The sequence below is a fragment of the Leifsonia sp. Root227 genome (assembly GCF_001428745.1).
Classification (GTDB): Bacteria; Actinomycetota; Actinomycetes; order Actinomycetales; family Microbacteriaceae; genus Leifsonia.
Genome location: NZ_LMIO01000003.1, coordinates 57966 through 74874 on the forward strand (window position 1 = coordinate 57966; position 16909 = coordinate 74874).

14 protein-coding genes are annotated in these 16909 nt (G+C 71.0%); 7 read left to right on the forward strand and 7 right to left on the reverse strand.

Annotated features, from left to right (window positions below; genetic code table 11):
* Window positions 1-70: 70 nt before the first annotated feature.
* From ASE16_RS10370 to ASE16_RS10395, 6 genes are read left to right on the forward strand one after another with little or no spacing between them, the layout of a single operon-like run.
* Complete coding sequence (locus tag ASE16_RS10370) at window positions 71-1081, forward strand: phosphotriesterase (protein ID WP_055894600.1); 1011 nt, start codon at window positions 71-73, stop codon at window positions 1079-1081.
* Window positions 1078-2013, forward strand: a complete 936-nt coding sequence (locus ASE16_RS10375; protein WP_055894601.1) for an ROK family protein — start codon at window positions 1078-1080, stop codon at window positions 2011-2013. Before ASE16_RS10370 ends, ASE16_RS10375 begins: the two co-directional genes overlap by 4 nt.
* Window positions 2010-2990, forward strand: a complete 981-nt coding sequence (locus ASE16_RS10380; RefSeq protein ID WP_055894603.1) for an ABC transporter permease — start codon at window positions 2010-2012, stop codon at window positions 2988-2990. The genes ASE16_RS10375 and ASE16_RS10380 overlap by 4 nt, the downstream gene beginning before the upstream one ends.
* A 28-nt stretch (window positions 2991-3018) precedes the next feature.
* Window positions 3019-4245 carry an alanine racemase gene (locus ASE16_RS10385; RefSeq protein ID WP_055894605.1) on the forward strand — a complete coding sequence of 409 codons (1227 nt, stop codon included), beginning with the start codon at window positions 3019-3021 and terminating at the stop codon, window positions 4243-4245.
* Window positions 4242-5006 carry an ATP-binding cassette domain-containing protein gene (locus ASE16_RS10390; protein WP_055894607.1) on the forward strand — a complete coding sequence of 255 codons (765 nt, stop codon included), beginning with the start codon at window positions 4242-4244 and terminating at the stop codon, window positions 5004-5006. Before ASE16_RS10385 ends, ASE16_RS10390 begins: the two co-directional genes overlap by 4 nt.
* A complete protein-coding gene (locus ASE16_RS10395) occupies window positions 5003-6055 on the forward strand; it encodes an SIS domain-containing protein (RefSeq protein WP_055894609.1) in 1053 nt (350 codons plus the stop codon). Before ASE16_RS10390 ends, ASE16_RS10395 begins: the two co-directional genes overlap by 4 nt.
* Here ASE16_RS10395 and ASE16_RS10400 read toward each other — a convergent pair.
* Window positions 6039-6938 (reverse strand): LysR family transcriptional regulator, encoded by a 900-nt coding sequence (locus ASE16_RS10400; RefSeq protein WP_055894611.1) that lies wholly within the window; start codon window positions 6936-6938, stop codon window positions 6039-6041. The two genes, ASE16_RS10395 and ASE16_RS10400, sit on opposite strands and share 17 nt — an antisense overlap.
* Window positions 6939-7151: 213 nt before the next feature.
* On the opposite strand from ASE16_RS10400, the gene ASE16_RS10405 reads away from it, so the two are divergent.
* Window positions 7152-12131, forward strand: coding sequence for an ExeM/NucH family extracellular endonuclease (locus ASE16_RS10405; RefSeq protein WP_082581381.1), 4980 nt, complete (start codon window positions 7152-7154; stop codon window positions 12129-12131).
* Window positions 12132-12176: 45 nt separating this feature from the next.
* Here ASE16_RS10405 and ASE16_RS10410 read toward each other — a convergent pair whose 3' ends face one another.
* The 6 genes from ASE16_RS10410 to ASE16_RS10435 are packed head-to-tail and all read right to left on the reverse strand — an operon-like array spanning window position 12177 to window position 16880.
* Window positions 12177-12500: a CHY zinc finger protein gene (locus ASE16_RS10410; protein ID WP_200949618.1), complete on the reverse strand. Its 324-nt coding sequence runs from the start codon at window positions 12498-12500 to the stop codon at window positions 12177-12179.
* Window positions 12497-13093 (reverse strand): energy-coupling factor transporter transmembrane component T family protein, encoded by a 597-nt coding sequence (locus ASE16_RS10415; RefSeq protein ID WP_055894613.1) that lies wholly within the window; start codon window positions 13091-13093, stop codon window positions 12497-12499. The genes ASE16_RS10410 and ASE16_RS10415 overlap by 4 nt, the downstream gene beginning before the upstream one ends.
* 7 nt (window positions 13094-13100) lie before the next feature.
* Window positions 13101-13820 carry an energy-coupling factor ABC transporter ATP-binding protein gene (locus ASE16_RS10420; RefSeq protein WP_055894615.1) on the reverse strand — a complete coding sequence of 240 codons (720 nt, stop codon included), beginning with the start codon at window positions 13818-13820 and terminating at the stop codon, window positions 13101-13103.
* Window positions 13817-15013, reverse strand: a complete 1197-nt coding sequence (locus ASE16_RS10425; RefSeq protein WP_235500454.1) for a thiolase family protein — start codon at window positions 15011-15013, stop codon at window positions 13817-13819. The genes ASE16_RS10420 and ASE16_RS10425 overlap by 4 nt, the downstream gene beginning before the upstream one ends.
* Window positions 15010-16164: an AMP-binding protein gene (locus ASE16_RS10430; RefSeq protein ID WP_235500455.1), complete on the reverse strand. Its 1155-nt coding sequence runs from the start codon at window positions 16162-16164 to the stop codon at window positions 15010-15012. Before ASE16_RS10430 ends, ASE16_RS10425 begins: the two co-directional genes overlap by 4 nt.
* Window positions 16161-16880: a biotin transporter BioY gene (locus ASE16_RS10435; protein WP_082581382.1), complete on the reverse strand. Its 720-nt coding sequence runs from the start codon at window positions 16878-16880 to the stop codon at window positions 16161-16163. The genes ASE16_RS10430 and ASE16_RS10435 overlap by 4 nt, the downstream gene beginning before the upstream one ends.
* Window positions 16881-16909 lie beyond the last annotated feature (29 nt).

A 16909-nucleotide genomic window follows, 5' to 3' on the forward strand; every position in this document is an offset into this window, starting at 1 on the left:
AACCACGAACCACGAACCACGCGGATCGTCGCGCATCGCCGCGAGCCGCACGCACCATGAAGGAGAACCGATGACACGGCAGGTCATGACCGTGCTCGGCCCGGTCGACTCAGCAGACCTCGGACGGGTCATGCCGCACGAGCATCTGCTGTCGCTCACACCAGGCCCCTGGCTCACCGGGGCAACCCGCGACGACAGCATCGACAGGGCAGTGGATGCTCTGGCCGGGCTCCGCGACCTCGGCTTCGGAACGGTCGTCGACCTGAGCCCGTACGGCGTCGTCGGCCGCGACGAGAACGGCGACAACGCCGCCACGCTCATCGAGATCTCCGAGCGGAGCGGACTGCACATCGTGTCCGGCACGGCGATCTACCTGGAGTCGTACTCTCCTGCGTGGGCGCTGGCCGCCGATCTCGACGCCCTCACGGCCAGGCTCGTCCGCGACGCTGAGGTGGGCATCGGAGACTCCGGCGTCCGCGCCGGCGTGTTCGGCGAGCAGGCGACCAGCCTCGGCGAGATCACCCCGCACGAGGAGAAGTGCCTCAGGGCCGTGGCGCGCGCCCAGCGGGCGACCGGGCTCGGGATCATGACGCACACCACACACGGCACTGAGGCTCTTGAGCAGCTCGACATCCTGCGATCCGAGGGGGTCGACCTGGACAGGGTCGTCGTCGGGCACCTCGACACCCAGCTCGGCATCGACCTGGTGCGCCGCGTGGTCGACGCGGGGGCTCGCGTCGCCGTTGACACGATCGGCAAGGAGAACTGGGACTTCTTCCTCGGTCCCGTGCCCGACGAGCGCGAGGACGGCGAGTTCAGCAAGCGCGCCTTCCACCGCTCCGACGCCGGCCGGGCAGACCTGGTCGCAACGCTCGTCGCGGACGGTCTCACCGACCGCATCCTGCTCGCCCAGGACCTGACGGGCGCCGAGGTGTGGATGAACCCCGGCACGCACGGCGTGAGCGGATACTCGTACCTCGGTGGCGTCTTCGTGCCTGCGCTCCGCGAGCGCGGCGTCTCGGACGCGGCGATCGAGCAGTTGCTCTCCGCCAACCCCGCGGCCGTGCTGGAGGTCGCGTGAGCACCGGACAGCACGAGTACGTGGTCGGGATCGACCTCGGCGGCACCAAGGTGCGCGCCGGGATCGCCACCATCGCGGGCGACGTCCTCCACGAGACGACGGAGCCCACCAGCGACGGCCGGGCGATCGTGGCGCAGCTCGCACAGCTGGTGACGGCGCTGGCCGCCGCGATCGGCGCATCCACCGGGTCGATCGTCGCGACCGCGATCGGCGGTGCCGGGGTGCCGGACGCCGCCGCAGGGCAGTTCGATCTCGCCCCCAACCTGGGCGACCTCGAAGGCTTCGACGTCGTCGCCGAGCTGGAGAGCGTCCTCGGTCACCCCGTCGTGATCGACAACGATGTGAACATCGCGGCACTCGGCGAACTGCACAGCGGAGTGGGCGTGGAGGTCGACACCTTCGCGTTCGTCTCCGTCGGCACAGGGATCGGCGTCGGGCTGGTGCTCGATCGCCGCGTCTGGCAGGGCGTCCGCGGGGGAGCAGGCGAGATCGGCTACCTGCCGATCGGCTCCGACCCGCTCGATCCGCTCAACCAGCGCCGCGGCGCCCTCGAGGAGGCCGTCAGCGGCGAAGCGATCGCGCAGCGATTCCAGCTCACCTCCGGCCGTGCCCGTTCGAGCGCCGTCGAGGTGTTCGAGCTGGCCGCCGCGGGCGACCAGGATGCGGCGGCATCGCTCGACGAGGAGGCGCGCTGGCTCGCCCACGCGATCCTCGCCGTCGACGCGGTCATCGACCCCGGGCTGTTCGTCCTCGGCGGCGGCATCGGCAGCCGCGAAGAACTGCTCGCTCCCGTTCTCCACTGGCTCGGCCGTCTCGGCCGGCCGACGATCGAGGTGCGCATCAGCCGCCTCGGTTCCTCCGCCCCCATCCTCGGCGCCGTCCGTCTCGCCATCGACGCCGCACCGCTCAGCACGGAAAGAGAAGCATCATGACTGTATCCACCACCGACGGCAGGCCGACCGTCGTCGACCGGCTGCGCCACGCGGACTGGCGTCAGTACGTCGTCTACATCGGCTTCGTGGTCGTCTTCCTCTACTTCGCGATCACCCAGGGCGCCAACTTCCTCAACGGGACGACGCTGGTCAACATCATCACGCAGGCGACCCCGATCACGGTCATGGCGATCGGCACGGTCTTCGTCCTCAGCCTCGGCGAGATCGACCTCTCGATCGGATCGACCGTCGCCCTCGCCTCCCTGGTCGCGGCCGTCACCCTCCAGTCCACGCACCAGTGGTGGATCGCGGCTCTCGCCGGGCTCGCCGTCGGGGCGGTGGTGGGAGCGGTCAACGGCATCTTCGTGACCCTGGTCCGGCTGCCCTCCTTCCTGGTCACGCTGGCGACCATGGGACTCATCACCGGTCTGGCCCAGCAGGCGACCAACCTGCAGTCCGTGCCCGTGACGGACGCCGTGTTCGGCTGGCTGTTCGGCGGAGGGACGCTGCTCGGCATCCCGATCCTGATCTGGTGGACGGCGGTCGTCACCGCGATCGGCTGGCACGTGCTCCGCCAGCGCGCGTTCGGGGCCCACGTGCTCGCCGTCGGCAACAAAGCAGCAGCCGCGGCGGTCAGCGGCATCAAAGTCAACCGCGTCCGCATGGCGGTCTTCATCCTCAGCGGCGTGACAGCGGCGCTCGCCGGCCTGCTCTACGCCGGCCGCCTGGCCGGAGCGACGTACACGCTCGGCAGCTCCGACCTGATGAGCGTGCTCGCCGCCGTGATCGTCGGCGGTACGGCGCTCACGGGTGGAAAGGGCTCCATCATCGGCGCCCTGGTCGGCAGCCTCTTCATGAGCATGATCAACTACGGCCTGCTGCTCGGCGGACTCACCGTGGCGCAGCAGATGATCGTGCGCGGCGCGATCATCCTGGTGGCCGTCTCGCTCTCCCTCCGCGCCAAGAAGAGCAACTAGACCGGGAAGACAGTAAGGAAGACACACGATGTTCCTCGACCTCCTCCGGCGCCGCAACCAGGCGCTCCTCGACGCGGCGACGCACCTCCACCAGAGCGGCGCCATCCCGCCGAACACCTTCGTCATCGACCTGGATGCGGTGCAGCGCAACGCCTCCGCGCTCGCCGCGGAGTCCGCGCGCCTCGGGCTGACGCCGTTCGCCATGACCAAGCAGATCGGCCGCAACCCCGATGCATCCCGCGCCATCGTGGCCGGCGGGATCGCTCACGCCGTCGGCGTCGACCTGGAATGCGCCATCGCGGCCGCGAGCGGCGGCCTGCCGACCGGCCATCTCGGCCATCTCGTGCAGATCCCCCGGCACCGCGCGGCGGACGCCGCGGCGCTCGAACCGCTCTACTGGACCGTGTTCTCCGAGCAGAAGGCGCGTGAAGCGGGTGCGGCAGCCGCCGCCCGGGGCAGGGTGCAGGATGTGCTGCTGCGCATCGTGGCGCCTGGCGATCGGTTCTACCGCGGCCACGAGGGCGGGTTCGATGCGGCGGACGTCGTCGCCGCCGCCGACCGCATCGACGCCATCGACGGAGTGCGCTTCGCCGGCATCACGACGTTCCCCGCCACCCTGTTCGACGCCGCGACGGGCACGGCACGCTCCACCCCCAACCTCGGAACCCTGACCACGGCGCTGCGCGCGCTCGAAGCGGCAGGCCGGACGGGCGTCCAGGTGAACGCACCTGGCACGACATCGGTGTCCGTGCTCGAAACCCTTGCCGCCGCCGGCGCGACGCAGGTGGAACCAGGTCACGGCCTGACGGGGACGACGCCGCTGCACGCCGTTCACGACCTGGTCGAGGAGCCGGCCATAGCATACGTCTCCGAGGTGTCGCACCTCTGGAACGACGACGCGTACGTGTTCGGCGGCGGGCTCTACGTCGACCCCGTCCTCGGCGGGACGACGACGAGCGCGCTGATCGTCGGGCAGGGAGAGGACACCGCATCCGCCAGGAAGCTGCTGGTCGACATGCCGGCAGCGGACGCCATCGACTACTACGCCACCATCCCGCTCGGCGGCCGCGCCGTCCAGCCGGGCGATACCGTCCTGTTCGGCTTCCGGCCGCAGGTCTTCGTCACCCGCGGCCTCACCGCGGGGATCGCCGGACTCAGCACAGGCAGACCGACGGTCGCCGGCATCTGGTCGGCCGACGGTTCGGCACCCATCACCACCGCATCCGCGCTCGCCGCGACAGGGAGGACAGCATGACCCCCACGACAGCCCCACACGGCACGACGGTGAAGCCGCTGCGCCTCGACGGGATCACCAAGCACTTCGGCGGCATCGTCGCGATCAAACGCTTCGACCTCGAGATCGAGCCGGGCGAGATCGTCGCCCTCGTCGGCGACAACGGCGCAGGCAAGTCGACCCTCGTCAAGATCATCTCCGGCATGTACCAGCCGACCGATGGCGAGATCTGGGTCAACGGCGAGCGTGCGAGCTTCCGCGACCCGTCGGATGCGAGAGCCAGGGGAGTGGAGGTCGTCTACCAGGACCTCGCTCTGGTCGACCTGCAGCCCGTGTACATGAACCTGTTCCTCGGCAGGGAGCTCCGCCGTAAGCCGTTCGGCACCCTCGACAGGAAGACGATGGCCGCGCGCACACAGGCGCTCGTCGACGAACTGGATGTGCGCATCCCGTCGGCGCGCGCGACGCTGAGCGACCTCTCCGGCGGCCAGCGGCAGGGCATCGCCATCGCCCGCGCGACGCACTGGGCGAGCAGCCTGGTGCTGATGGACGAGCCGACCGCCGCCCTCGGCGTTGCGGAGACCGCCAAGGTGGAGGAGCTGATCCTCAAGCTGAAGGCGCGCGGCGCCGCTGTGCTCATCGTCAGCCACAACATGGAGCAGGTGTTCCGCGTGGCCGACAGGGTGACGGTGCTGCGGCGAGGCACCCAGGTGGGCACCAAGCGCATCGACGAGACCACGCACAACGAGCTGGTCGCGATGATCACCGGCCTCAGCTCGTGAGCGGGGTCGCCGTTCCCGGCCACCGGATGCGCGCGGAGATCGCAGAGCAGCCGGACCGCTGGCTCGACCTCCTCGGCGCCCGCGACGCGATCGACGCTGCAGCAGAACTGATCGCCGGCACGCGGCCGGAGCTGCTGGTCTTCGCTGCCAGAGGGTCGAGCGACCACGCGGCGATGTACGCCCAATACCTCGCTCAGAACCTGCTGCACATCCCTGCCATGCTGGCGACGCCGGCGAGTGTCACCGGATTCGGCACCCAGCTCGCGTACCCGCGCTCCGTGGCGCTCGCGGTCTCGCAGTCCGGCAGCTCGCCCGACCTCCTGGCGACCGTCGCCTCCTTCGCTTCGGCGGGAGTGCCCGTCGCCGGGTTCTCGAACGACGAGAGCAGCGCGCTCGCCGATGCGTCGGACATCCACGTTCCGCTCGTGGCGGGGCCGGAGACCTCTGTCGCCGCGACGAAGACGTACACCGCCGAGCTCCTCGCGCTCGCGCTGACGCTGCACCGAGCGACGGGAACGGGCTGGGCGGAACTGGACGAACGCGTGCGCAGGATCGCAGCGTCTGTGGCAGCGGACCTGGCACAACCGGATGCCGTGGCGAGCGCCATCGCCGCTGTCGAAGGCGTCGACCGCGTCCTCGTCGTCGGCCGCGGATACTCGATGGCATCGGCGCGCGAGGGCGCGCTGAAGCTGATGGAGACCAACGCCATCGCCGCTTCGGGATGGAGCGCTGCCGACGCGACGCACGGCCCGCTCGGTCAGGTCGTCCCCGGCACGGTGGTGATCGCGCTCACCGGCAGCCCGGCCGGACGCGATTCCGTGCTGTCGTTCGCCGCCGCCGCTGCCGCGCTCGGCGGAACGGTGATCGAACTGGGGCCGGGACTGATCGGCGACGCGACCGCGCGCATCCGGTTGGACGAACGGGACGCCGAACTGCTTCCGCTCCGCGAGATCGTGCCCATGCAGCGCATCGCCCTGGAGCTCGCGCTGAGCAGAGGCCTCGACCCTGACAACCCGGCCGGACTGCGGAAGGTCACGCTGACGGTGTGACAGGGGCCGGCTCGTCCCGCCCCAGCTCCTCCCGCACGAACCGCGCGAACTGCGACGCCGCTGCCGACTCGCTGCGCGCCAGATTCCTGGCCAGCCCGATCACCCGGACGGCCTCCTCCGCGAGCGGGACGAGCGTCACGCCCGGCTCCGTCGACGAGTCCGGCAGCAGCGCGATGCCGACCCCGTCGCGCACCAGCGCCTGCAGCGTGACCAGCTCGGTGACCTCCAGCACGATGTTCGGAACGATCCCGCGGCGGGCGAAGTACGCGTCGGCGATGTGCCGCAGGCCGGAGCCCGTGCGCAGCGCGACGAACTCGAACGGCTCGAGGGCGCCGGCGTCGATCACGTCGCGCCCCGCCAGGGGATGCGCGTCCGGCACGCCGACCGCCAGCCGCTCCGCGGTCAGCGGTTGCCACTCGATCTCGCGGTCGCGCGGGTCAGGGCTCAGGAACGCGAGGTCCGCCGCGCCCTCGCGCAGCGCATCCAGCACGGTGTCCGCCGTGCCGCCGCGCAGCACGAACCGGATGTCGGGGAACAGGGTGCGGTACTCGCTGACGACCCGCGGGATCAGCCAGCTCCCGAACGACGACACGTACGCGACGGACACCGTTCCCGCCGACGGGTCGCGGAGGGCGTCGATGCGGGCGCGGGCGTCTTCAAGCTCCGCCTGGGCGCGGATACCGTGGGCGAGGAGGATCTCGCCGTACTGGTTCAGCTCGTAGTGATTCTTCTTGCGGTCGAACAGCTCGACGCCCATCTCCGCTTCGAGCTTGGCGATCGAGCGCGACAGGGTCGACTGGGACACGCCGAGGGTGTCCGCGGCGTCGGCGAGATGCCCGTCCGTCGCTAGTGCCCTGAACTGGGCGATCTCTTCGATCCGCATGGTGCCATCATGCCGGACCGCAGGGCAGGGTGTCGGTGGCGCCTGGTGCAATGTCAGATATGACGTCCGCTGCTTCCGCTCCGTGCTCGGATGAGCACCCTCGAACGGGTGACGTTTTCTGTACGTTCACTCAGGAGTCAGAGTCCGGCCCACTGCGCTCCATACGGTGTGCGAGGGCTCAGCAGTCCGACCCGTTTCCGACCAAGGAGAAGCATGTCTAGAAGATTCGGCAGAGCGTGGCAGATCGCCACCGCAGCCGCTGTGGGGGTCGGTCTCGCTGCCGCCCCTCTCACGGCGTTGCCGGCCACGGCCAGCACCGATGCCACCAGCGTCGTCATCAACGAGGTGTACCTGTCCGGCGGCAGCGCGGGCGCCGCGTACGCCAACAAGTTCGTCGAGCTGTACAACCCCACCACCCAGCCCGTGTCCGTCGACGGATGGTCGGTGCAGTACCGACCGGCGACCGGCACCGGCGCGGCCTCAGGCCTCACGGCGCTGAGCGGGAGCATCGCACCATACGGCTACTACCTCGTCAAGGGCAGCAGCAACGGCGCGAACGGTGCGGCCCTTCCCGCCGCGGACGCGACGGGCACCCTCAATCCAGGCGGTGCGGGCGGCACGCTTCTCCTGGCGTCGACGGCGACGCCGGTCACGCCCCCTGTCGGCGACGTGAAGAACGCTTCGCAGATCGTCGACCTCGTCGGCTACGGCACATCGAACACGTTCGAGACGAAGGCGGCGACGGCGCCGACCGGCAACACGGACGTCAAGTCGCTCGTGCGCACCGGCTTCTGGGACAGCGACGACAACGGCGCCGACCTGAGCCTCACCGCGACCATCACGCCGCAGAGCTCTGCCGACCCTGCCGGTGGCCCGGCAACGGAGCCGGCGCCGGGCGGCACCGACCCTGGAACGGGAACCGACCCAGGACCTCCGGCAGAGGACAGCATCCCGATCGCCGAGGTTCAGGGAACGGGCGACACCAGCCCGAAGGCCGGAACCACCGTCACCACCAGCGGCTTCGTCACGGCGGCGTACGCCACGGGCGGCTTCAACGGCTTCTTCCTCCAGACCCCTGGCACCGGCGGCGCGATCGACCTCGCGACCCACACGGCCTCCGACGCTGTCTACGTCTACGGCACCGCAGCCACAGCGGCCGTCGCCATCGGCGACTATGTGCAGGTCACGGGCACGGTCAGCGAGTTCGCCGGCCTGACCGAGATCACCCCGGCCTCCGCGGCCGGCGTCGTCGCGCTCGACGCGACCGGCAAGACGGCACCGAGCCCCGCCACGATCGGTCTGCCGGAAACGGATGCGCAGCGCGAAAGCCTGGAGGGCATGCTGCTCGCACCGCAGGGCGCGTTCACCGTCACCGACGTCTACTCCACCAACCAGTACGGCGAGATAGGCCTCGCGGCGGGCGACAAGCCGCTGATTCAGGCCACGGAGACCGCACGCCCCGGCACTCCGGAGTACGCGGCCGCCGTCGCTGGCAACGCGGCGCGCGCCGTCACGCTCGACGACGGAGCATCGACCAACTTCCTCAGCGCGGCCAACAAGGCCAAGCCGCTGCCATACCTGTCGCAGACCGCACCCGTGCGCGTCGGAGCGCCGGTGACGTTCACGAAGCCCGTGGTCCTCGACTTCCGCAACAACGTGTGGAAGTTCCAGCCGACCTCCGAGCTCACCCCGGCCACCGCCGCCACGGTGCAGCCCGTCACGTTCGGGAACACCCGCACCGCCGCGCCGGAGAACGTCGGAGGCGACCTCAAGCTCGCCACCTTCAACGTGCTGAACTACTTCACCACCACCGGCGACCAGCTCAGCGGCTGCACGTTCTATACGGACCGCGACGGCAACAAGATCACGGTCAACAGTGGATGCGACGCCCGCGGAGCAGCGGACGCCGCCAACCTGAAGCGCCAGCAGGACAAGATCGTCGCCGCCATCAACGGCCTCACCGCCGACGTGGTGTCGCTCGAGGAGATCGAGAACTCGGCCAGGTTCGGTCTGAACCGCGACGATGCGCTCTCGAAGCTCGTCGCAGCGCTCAACGCCGCCGCGGGCAGCCAGGTCTGGGCGTTCGTGCCGTCTCCCGCGGCCGTCCCGTCCAGCGAGGACGTCATCCGCACCGCGTTCATCTACAAGAAGGCGCACGCTGTGCCGGTCGGCGATTCGCGCATCCTGATGGATGCGGCGTTCGCCAATGCGCGTCAGCCGCTCGCCCAGGCGTTCAAGAAGGTCGGCACGCCGGACTCCGCCGCGTTCATCGCTGTCGTGAACCACTTCAAGTCGAAGGGCTCCGGCACGGGGGCGGACGCCGACCAGGGCGACGGGCAGGGCGCGTCCAACGCCTCCCGCGTGGCCCAGGCGCACGCGCTCGTCGGCTTCGCCGACACGCTGAAGTCCACACTCGGCTCCACCAAGGTGCTCCTGATCGGCGACTTCAACGCGTACCTCAACGAGGACCCGATCAAGGTCATCACCGACGCGGGCTACATCGACCAGGTGCACACCCGCACCACGAAGCAGACGTACTCGTTCGGAGGAACGGTCGGCTCTCTCGACCACGTGCTCGCGTCGCCGGCGGCGAACGCGGTCATCACAGGAGCGGACGTCTGGAACATCAACTCCGGCGAGTCCATCGCACTGGAGTACAGCCGATACAACTACAACGCGACGAACTTCTACGCCGCCGACCAGTACCGGTCGAGCGACCACGACCCGATCGTGGTCGGCATGGGACTCGGAGCGGGCGCCAAGACCATCAACCTGCTGAACATCAACGACTTCCACGGTCGTATCGACGGCAACACGGTCAAGTTCGCCGGAACCATCGAGAAGCTGCGCGCGGCGGCCGGGGAGCAGAACACCCTGTTCCTGTCCGCCGGTGACAACATCGGCGCCTCCCTGTTCGCATCTGCTTCCGCAGGCGACCTCCCGACGATCGACGTGCTCAACGCGCTCGGTCTGAAGACGAGCGCCGTGGGCAACCACGAGTTCGACAAGGGCTTCTCCGACCTGACCGGCCGGGTGAAGGACGCGGCCGACTTCCGTTACCTCGGTGCGAACGTCTACACGAAGGGCACGACTACCCCGGCACTGCCGGAGTACGCGACCTTCACGGTCGACGGGCTGAAGGTGGCTGTGGTCGGCGCAGTCACGCAGGAGACGCCGACGCTGGTGTCGCCGGGCGGGGTGTCGACGCTCGACTTCGGCGACCCTGTCGCTGCTGTCAACCGCGTCGCGGCCAAGCTGACGGACGGCGACACCGCCAACGGTGAGGCCGACGTCATCGTGGCCGAATACCACGAGGGCGCGGGCTTCGGAACACCGGACGGCGCGACGCTCGACAAGGAGGTCGCCGCAGGCGGCGCCTTCGCGGACATCGTGACCAAGACGTCGGCGAAGGTCTCCGCGATCTTCACCGGCCACACCCACAAGCAGTACGCGTGGGATGCACCGGTCCCCGGTGTCGCGGGCGCGACCCGTCCGATCGTCCAGACCGGAAGCTACGGCGAGAACATCGGTCAGATCACCCTGTCGGTCGACGGAGACACCAAGAAGGTCACCGGTCACACGGCGGCCAACGTGGCACGCACGACCGACGCCGATGAGGCCCTCGTCGCCGCATACCCGCGGGTGGCCGCTGTGAAGGCGATCGTCGACAAGGCGCTCGCCGACGCCGCGGTGATCGGAAACCAGAAGATCGGTTCCGTCACGGCGGACATAACCACCGCGTACATCGGCGGAGCACGCGACGACAGGATGTCCGAGTCCGCGCTCGGCAACCTGGTCGCCGACTCGCTGGTGTCGACGCTCTCCTCGCCCGAGCTCGGTGGTGCGGAGATCGGCGTCGTCAACCCCGGTGGGCTGCGCGCCGAGCTGCTGAAGGGCGCCGACGGGTCGGTCACGTACGCGCAGGCCAACGCGGTGCTGCCGTTCGTGAACAACCTGTGGACCACGAGCCTCACCGGCGCGCAGTTCAAGCAGGCGCTGGAGCAGCAGTGGCAGACGAATGCCGACGGGAGCATCCCGAGCCGCGCGTTCCTCAACCTCGGCCTGTCGAAGAACGTCAGCTACACCTACGATGCTGCGCGGGCTGCTGGTGACCGCATCACGAGCATCCTGGTGAACGGTGCGCCGATCGATCCGGCGAAGTCCTACCGCATCGGTTCGTTCAGCTTCCTCCTGCAGGGCGGGGACAACTTCCGCGCCTTCGCAGCAGGGACGAACACGAAGGACTCCGGTCTGATCGACCGCGACGCCTGGATCTCCTACATCACCGCGAACAGCCCGCTCTCGCCGAGCTTCGAGCGCCGAGGGGTCGCCGTCTCCGGCGTCCCGACCGGCACCCTCGACCGCGGCCAGCAGGTCACGTTCCAGGTGTCGAAGCTCAACCTGACCTCCCTGGGCAGCCCGGCGAACACCTCGCTGGACCTCACGTGGCAGGGCAGCGCGGCGACGCTCGCCTCCGTCCCTGTGGACGCGGACGGTGCGGCGACCGTGAGCTTCGCGGTCCCGGCGGACGCGGAAGGTGCGAGCGTGCTCGTGCTGCGCGCGCCTGACTCGGGCACGACGGTGCGCATCCCGCTGCTGGTGGCCGATGTGGTCGACCCCGGCACGAACCCGAAGCCGACCACTCCGCCTGTACCTGCTGCGATCACGGCGTTCATCGACGCGCTCAAGGACCTCATCCAGGCCATCGGCGGCACGGATGGCGTGTTCCACCCCGGCGACAAGATCACCATCAACATCGGTGCTGTGTTCTCCGGTAAGTGGGTCTCCGTGTGGGTGCACTCCACCCCGCAGAACCTCGGTGGCGGATGGATGCAGGTGCCGGCGAGCGGTCAGGTGCAGGTGACCCTGCCGGCCGACCTGCCGGCTGGCGCGCACCGGATCGCGGTGCTCGACGCGGACGGCAACGTGCTCGGCTGGACCGCGATCACGGTGGCGGCGGCGACCGGCCCAGGCGACCCTGGGACGCCGGGCACGCCCGGCACGCCTGGCACGCCCGGTGACCCCGGCACGGGCGGAACCGGAACGGCTGGCGGCGGCAACGGCGTCGTCCAGTCCGGGCTCGCCAACACGGGCGCCGACCTGGCGCCGGCGTTCGGTGCGGCGCTGCTCGGCATCCTCGGCGGGTTCGTCGTGCTGCTGATCGTCGCGCGCCGACGGGGGTCGCAGGCCTAGCGGCACAACCGGAGCAGGGGCCGTCCTTTCGAGGGCGGCCCCTGCTCACGCCACCTGGAAGTACAGCTCCACGTGTAGCCTGCACCCCGGGTTGAACGCGGCGCCGCACGCCGGGCACGCCTCCACCCGCAGGTACGCCGCGATCGTCAGCTCGTGCTCGCACACCCCGCACAGCACCGCGCGTTCGTCGCGCTGGTCGAGCGGCCACTGCCCGGCCGGATGGTCCGCCGTCTCCGCGTGGCAGAGGTGGCACGGGTAGTACTCGCCGCAGCAGGCAAACCGGATCGCGATCACGTCGAGGTCCGTCCGATAGTGGATGCACCTGGTCTGGTCGTCCACGGTCGGCCCGAGCACGCGCATCCCCGTCATCGCACGCCCCTCGCGGTGAGCGCGTCGCCGAGGTCGTCGGCGTGCTTCAGCGAGACCACGAGGAACGGAACCACGAAACCGACGATACCCGCCCTCGCGCCGCGGGCGCGCTGCGCTTCCCGCACCCCGGTCGCCAGCCTGGCCAGCACGGGGACCGTGTTGATCGTGACAGCGAGCAGCAGGGCGATCCGCTGCGCATCCACCCCCAGTCGCTCGAACGGGCGCAGGCCGCGTTCGAACGCGTCGAGGAGGGCGGCGACGCGCGTGGTGAGCACGAGCATCCCGGCGAGCAGGATCGCCGCGAGCACGCGAGCCGTGTTGGCGACGGCGGGTTCGGCGTCCAGGAAGATCAGCTGACCGCCGAGGGTGATGACGATCACCCAGCGCACCGCGAGCACCTGCCGGGCGAGCTCGCGCAGCCCGAGCCCGCAGATCAGGTAGCCGAGCACGGCGACCGCCGCGGCGACGCCGGCGGCCCACCAGGTAGAGGGCAGGAACGACACGGCGAGTACCACCGCGAGCAGCACGGTGGCCTTCGGGCCGGCCGGGGCGCGGTGCATCCAGCCGTCGCCCGGCCGGTAGAGGGTCACCATCGGGGGCTCACCACCTCAGGCTCGCCTCGTACTCGGCGATCACGTCGGACGGAGCGCCGACCGCCGCGATCCGTCCGGCGTCGAAGAGCACGGCGAGGTCGCACCGCTCCGCCAGCCGGAGGTCGTGGGTGAGGAGGACCAGCCGGTGTCCTGCATCCTCGAACAGGTGCTCCGCCACCCGTCTGGCGTTGCGCGCATCGAGGTAGGCGGTCGGTTCGTCCGCGATCACCAGCTGGGGCCGCCGGATGAACGCCCCGCACAGGGCGAGCAGCTGCTTCTGCCCTCCGGACAGGTCGTGCGCCGCCCGGTCGGCGAGCTCGGTGAGCCCGAACCGGTCGAGTGCTTCCGCGACGCGCTCCGCCGACTCCGCGCGGGGCAGTCGCTCGCTTCGGAGGGAGAAGGCGGCGTCCTCGGCGACGGTCGGCATGATGATCTGCGCGTCCGGGTTGCTGAACACCATGCTGACGAGTTTCCTGAGCTGTGCCGCCTGCCTGGTCGGGTCGAGCCCGTGCACGCTCACGCTGCCCGCGGTGGGGGAGACCAGCCCGGCGAGCAGGCGCGCGAAGGTGGACTTGCCCGACCCGTTCGCCCCGACCACCGCGACCCTGGAGGCGTCGATGGCCACGGTCACGTCGTCGAGCGCGAGCGTGTCGCCGAGGCGCACGGTGGCGCTGTCGAGGCGGATGGTGCGCTCGAGGGCAGCGCCCTCGGGGCTGCCGGCGGTCATCGCACCACCTCGAAGACGGCGGCGACGCCCATCCCGCCTCCCACGGATGCCGCAGCGACGCCGATCGTGCCGGTCGGCGCTCCGGAGCGCACCAGCCTGCTGAACAGCCGCACCACCGCCACCGCCCCGCTCGCACCCCACGGGTGCCCGATGGCGAGCGCCCCGCCGTCGCCGCAGACGCGCTCGTCGTCGTCGGCGATGCCGATCCGTTCGAGCACGGCGATAGTCTGCGCCGCGAACGCCTCGACGATCTCGAACGCCGTCACGTCGGCGATCCCACGCCCGGCGCGAGCGAGCGCCTCCAGGATCGCCGGGGCGGCGCCGACGCCAGGCAGCGCGGGATCGCAGCCGACGATTGCGTGCGCGCGCAGCGCGAGCCCAGGCACCCCAGCGGCAATGGATGCGCCTCCGGGCACGACGAGGACGCCCGCCGCGCCGTCGCTCACCCTGCACGAGTTGCCTCCGGTGAGGGTTCCGCCGTCGAACAGTGGACGGAACCTGGCCATCGCCCTCTCGTCCGCGGCGGATGCGCCGACCAGCTCGTCCAGTGCGACCCCCTCCAGATCCACCAGCTCGGCGTCGAACCGGCCACGCGCCGCGGCCGCGGCGGCGAGACGACGACTCCGCATCGCGTACGCGTCCTGGCGTTCGCGCGAGATGCCGTCGGCGGCGGCCAGGTGCTCTGCCGCCTCCGTCATGCCGGGGTCGGGAAATCCGGTGGGCGCGAACGGCGCCCTGTCGTACGGGACGCCGTCGATGGACCGGACCGGCGCCGTCGACGCGCTCTCCACCCCGCCCGCGATGCGTGCCCGTTCGTCGCCGGCGCGGATCGCGGTGGCGGCGTCGACGATGGCGGCCAGTCCGCTGCCGCACTGCCGGTCCACGGTGGCTCCGGGAACCTCCTGCCCCAGCCCGGCGAGCAGCGCCGCGACCCTGGCGGGGTTGCCGCCCGGGCCCATGCAGTTGCCGAGCACGACGTCCGCGATGGGAGTGGATGCGTGGGCCGCGGGCATCGCATCCATTCCGTCGCGGAGGAGGGCGCGGAGCACAGGCGCAGCCAGCCGGTCGACCGTGACGCCCGCGAGACCGCGCCCTCGCGTGGCGATCGGGGTGCGCCTGGCAGCGACGATCACAGGGGCGACGATTACAGGGGCGGCGCTCACAGGGTCGGCGCTCACAGGGTCGGCGCTCACGGAACGACCACCTCTCCGGCGACGACGCTCCGCACCAGCTCGGCCCTCGCGGGTTTGCCGGTGGCGGTGCGCGGGAACGCGGGGGAGACGAACCACCGGCGCGGCAGATGCGTCGGGGCCAGAACGGCGCGGGCCCGCTCGCGCAGCGCGGCGATGCTCTCGCCACCAGCGGCGGTCTCCAGCACCGCGGCTACCAGCGAGCCGACGCCCGCGTTGGGCATCCCGAACACCACGGCGTCCGTCACCCCCGGAAGGGTGCGCAACGCTGCTTCCACCTCGGACGGGATGACGGTGGCCGCTGCCGTGATGATCGCGTCGTCCGCCCGCCCGAGCAGCCGGATGCGCCCGTCGACGATCTCCGCCCGGTCGCCCACCGAGCGCCACGGGCCGTCGCTCCGCAGCGGGCCGTCCCCGCCGAGGTATCCAGCGGCCAGGTACGGCGACCGTGCCCACAGCTCCCCGTCCCGCACCTCCACGTCGACGCCGGGGAACGGCCGCAGTCCGTCGCCGCGATCGACGGCGACGAACGACAGCTCAGCGGCGCCGTAGTACGCCGCCACGCGGATGCCGCGAGCCTCCGCACGCGATCGGGTGGAGGCATCCAGGTCGGCGCCACCGACGAGCGCTGCGCGCAGCAGGGGCGCCGCGTCGGTGTCGAGGATGGTGCGGAGGGCGCGCGGCGTCCCGTGGAACAGCGTGGCGTCCGCGACGTCGGCGGCCACCAGCGCGTTCCCGCTCGGCAGGGCGAGCTCCGGTCCGCCGTCCATCGCCCGGGCGATCGAGAACAGCGACAGCGAGGATGCGGGAGGCGAGGTCAACGCGAGCACGTCGCCCGTGCGCACGCCGAGCAGGTCGTCGACCGAGCCGAACGACGCCGCCCACGAGTCCGCGCTCCGCAGCACGATCCGCGGCGCGCCCGTGCTTCCGGACGTCAGCGTCGCCCACGCGATCCCTGGGAGCGGCCCTGCCGCCTCCGCCAGCGCGCGCACTCGCTGCCACTGCTCCGCCGGCCACCGGTCGTCGCCGACGAGCGGGATGTCGCCCTCCGAACGCACCGCGTGGATGCGCTCCACCAGCTCGCGGGACGCCGCCGGCCCTGTCGCCGCCCCCGCCGACCGCGAGCGCAGGGGCACGATCCTCCCGGCCGTCACGACACCTCTGCGTCGTCGCGCGTCGCCTCGGCGTTGGTGGCGTTGGTGGCGTTGGTGGCGCTGGTCGCGCTCGTGGCGCTGGTCGCGTTCGCGGCGCTGGCACCGCCGGTCGCATCCGCGTCCGCCGCCGCCCGCGGCGCGCGCAGCCCAGCCGAGCGGAACGCTCGCGGATACGCCCGCACGAGCGTCATCGTGATGATCACCGCGAGTGCCGCCTTCACGAGGTCGCCGGGCAGGAACACCGTGCTCTGCAGTGCCGTCTCCGCGAGGGGGAGCCGCGTGACGAGCGCCTGCACCGGAATCCCGAACGCGTAGATCGTCACGATGCCGCCGACGACCACCCCGATGGACGTCCGCGTCCAGGTCGGGGTGCGACCGCCCGCGTGCACGATGGCGCCGATCACGAACGCGCCGATCACCCAGCCGAGCAGGTATCCGGCCGACGGGCCGACGAAGACGCCGATGCCGCCGCGTCCACCGGAGAGCAACGGGAGGCCGACCGCGACGAGCGCGAGCAGCACGAGCATCGACAGGGCGCCGCGCCACGGGCCGAGAATGGCGCCCGCGAGCATGACACCGAGCGTCTGCGCTGTGATCGGCACGGCCCCGAACACCGAGAAGCCTCCCGGCAGGCCGAGCACGGCGACGATGGCGGCGAAGACGGCGATCCTGGCGATGTCGGTCGCGTCGATGCGGAGGGACGATGATCGTGACACGGGCGGTTTCCTCACGGTCTGGACGAGAA

Bases quoted from the DNA above. Each gene is read 5' to 3' on its own strand.
- ASE16_RS10370 (WP_055894600.1), top strand. From the start codon at position 71: ATGACACGGCAGGTCATGACCGTGCTCGGCCCGGTCGACTCAGCAGAC.
- ASE16_RS10380 (WP_055894603.1), top strand. From the start codon at position 2,010: ATGACTGTATCCACCACCGACGGCAGGCCGACCGTCGTCGACCGGCTG.
- ASE16_RS10385 (WP_055894605.1), top strand. From the start codon at position 3,019: ATGTTCCTCGACCTCCTCCGGCGCCGCAACCAGGCGCTCCTCGACGCG.
- ASE16_RS10390 (WP_055894607.1), top strand. From the start codon at position 4,242: ATGACCCCCACGACAGCCCCACACGGCACGACGGTGAAGCCGCTGCGC.
- ASE16_RS10400 (WP_055894611.1), bottom strand. From the start codon at position 6,938: ATGCGGATCGAAGAGATCGCCCAGTTCAGGGCACTAGCGACGGACGGG.
- ASE16_RS10405 (WP_082581381.1), top strand. From the start codon at position 7,152: ATGTCTAGAAGATTCGGCAGAGCGTGGCAGATCGCCACCGCAGCCGCT.
- ASE16_RS10410 (WP_200949618.1), bottom strand. From the start codon at position 12,500: ATGACGGGGATGCGCGTGCTCGGGCCGACCGTGGACGACCAGACCAGG.
- ASE16_RS10415 (WP_055894613.1), bottom strand. From the start codon at position 13,093: ATGGTGACCCTCTACCGGCCGGGCGACGGCTGGATGCACCGCGCCCCG.
- ASE16_RS10420 (WP_055894615.1), bottom strand. From the start codon at position 13,820: ATGACCGCCGGCAGCCCCGAGGGCGCTGCCCTCGAGCGCACCATCCGC.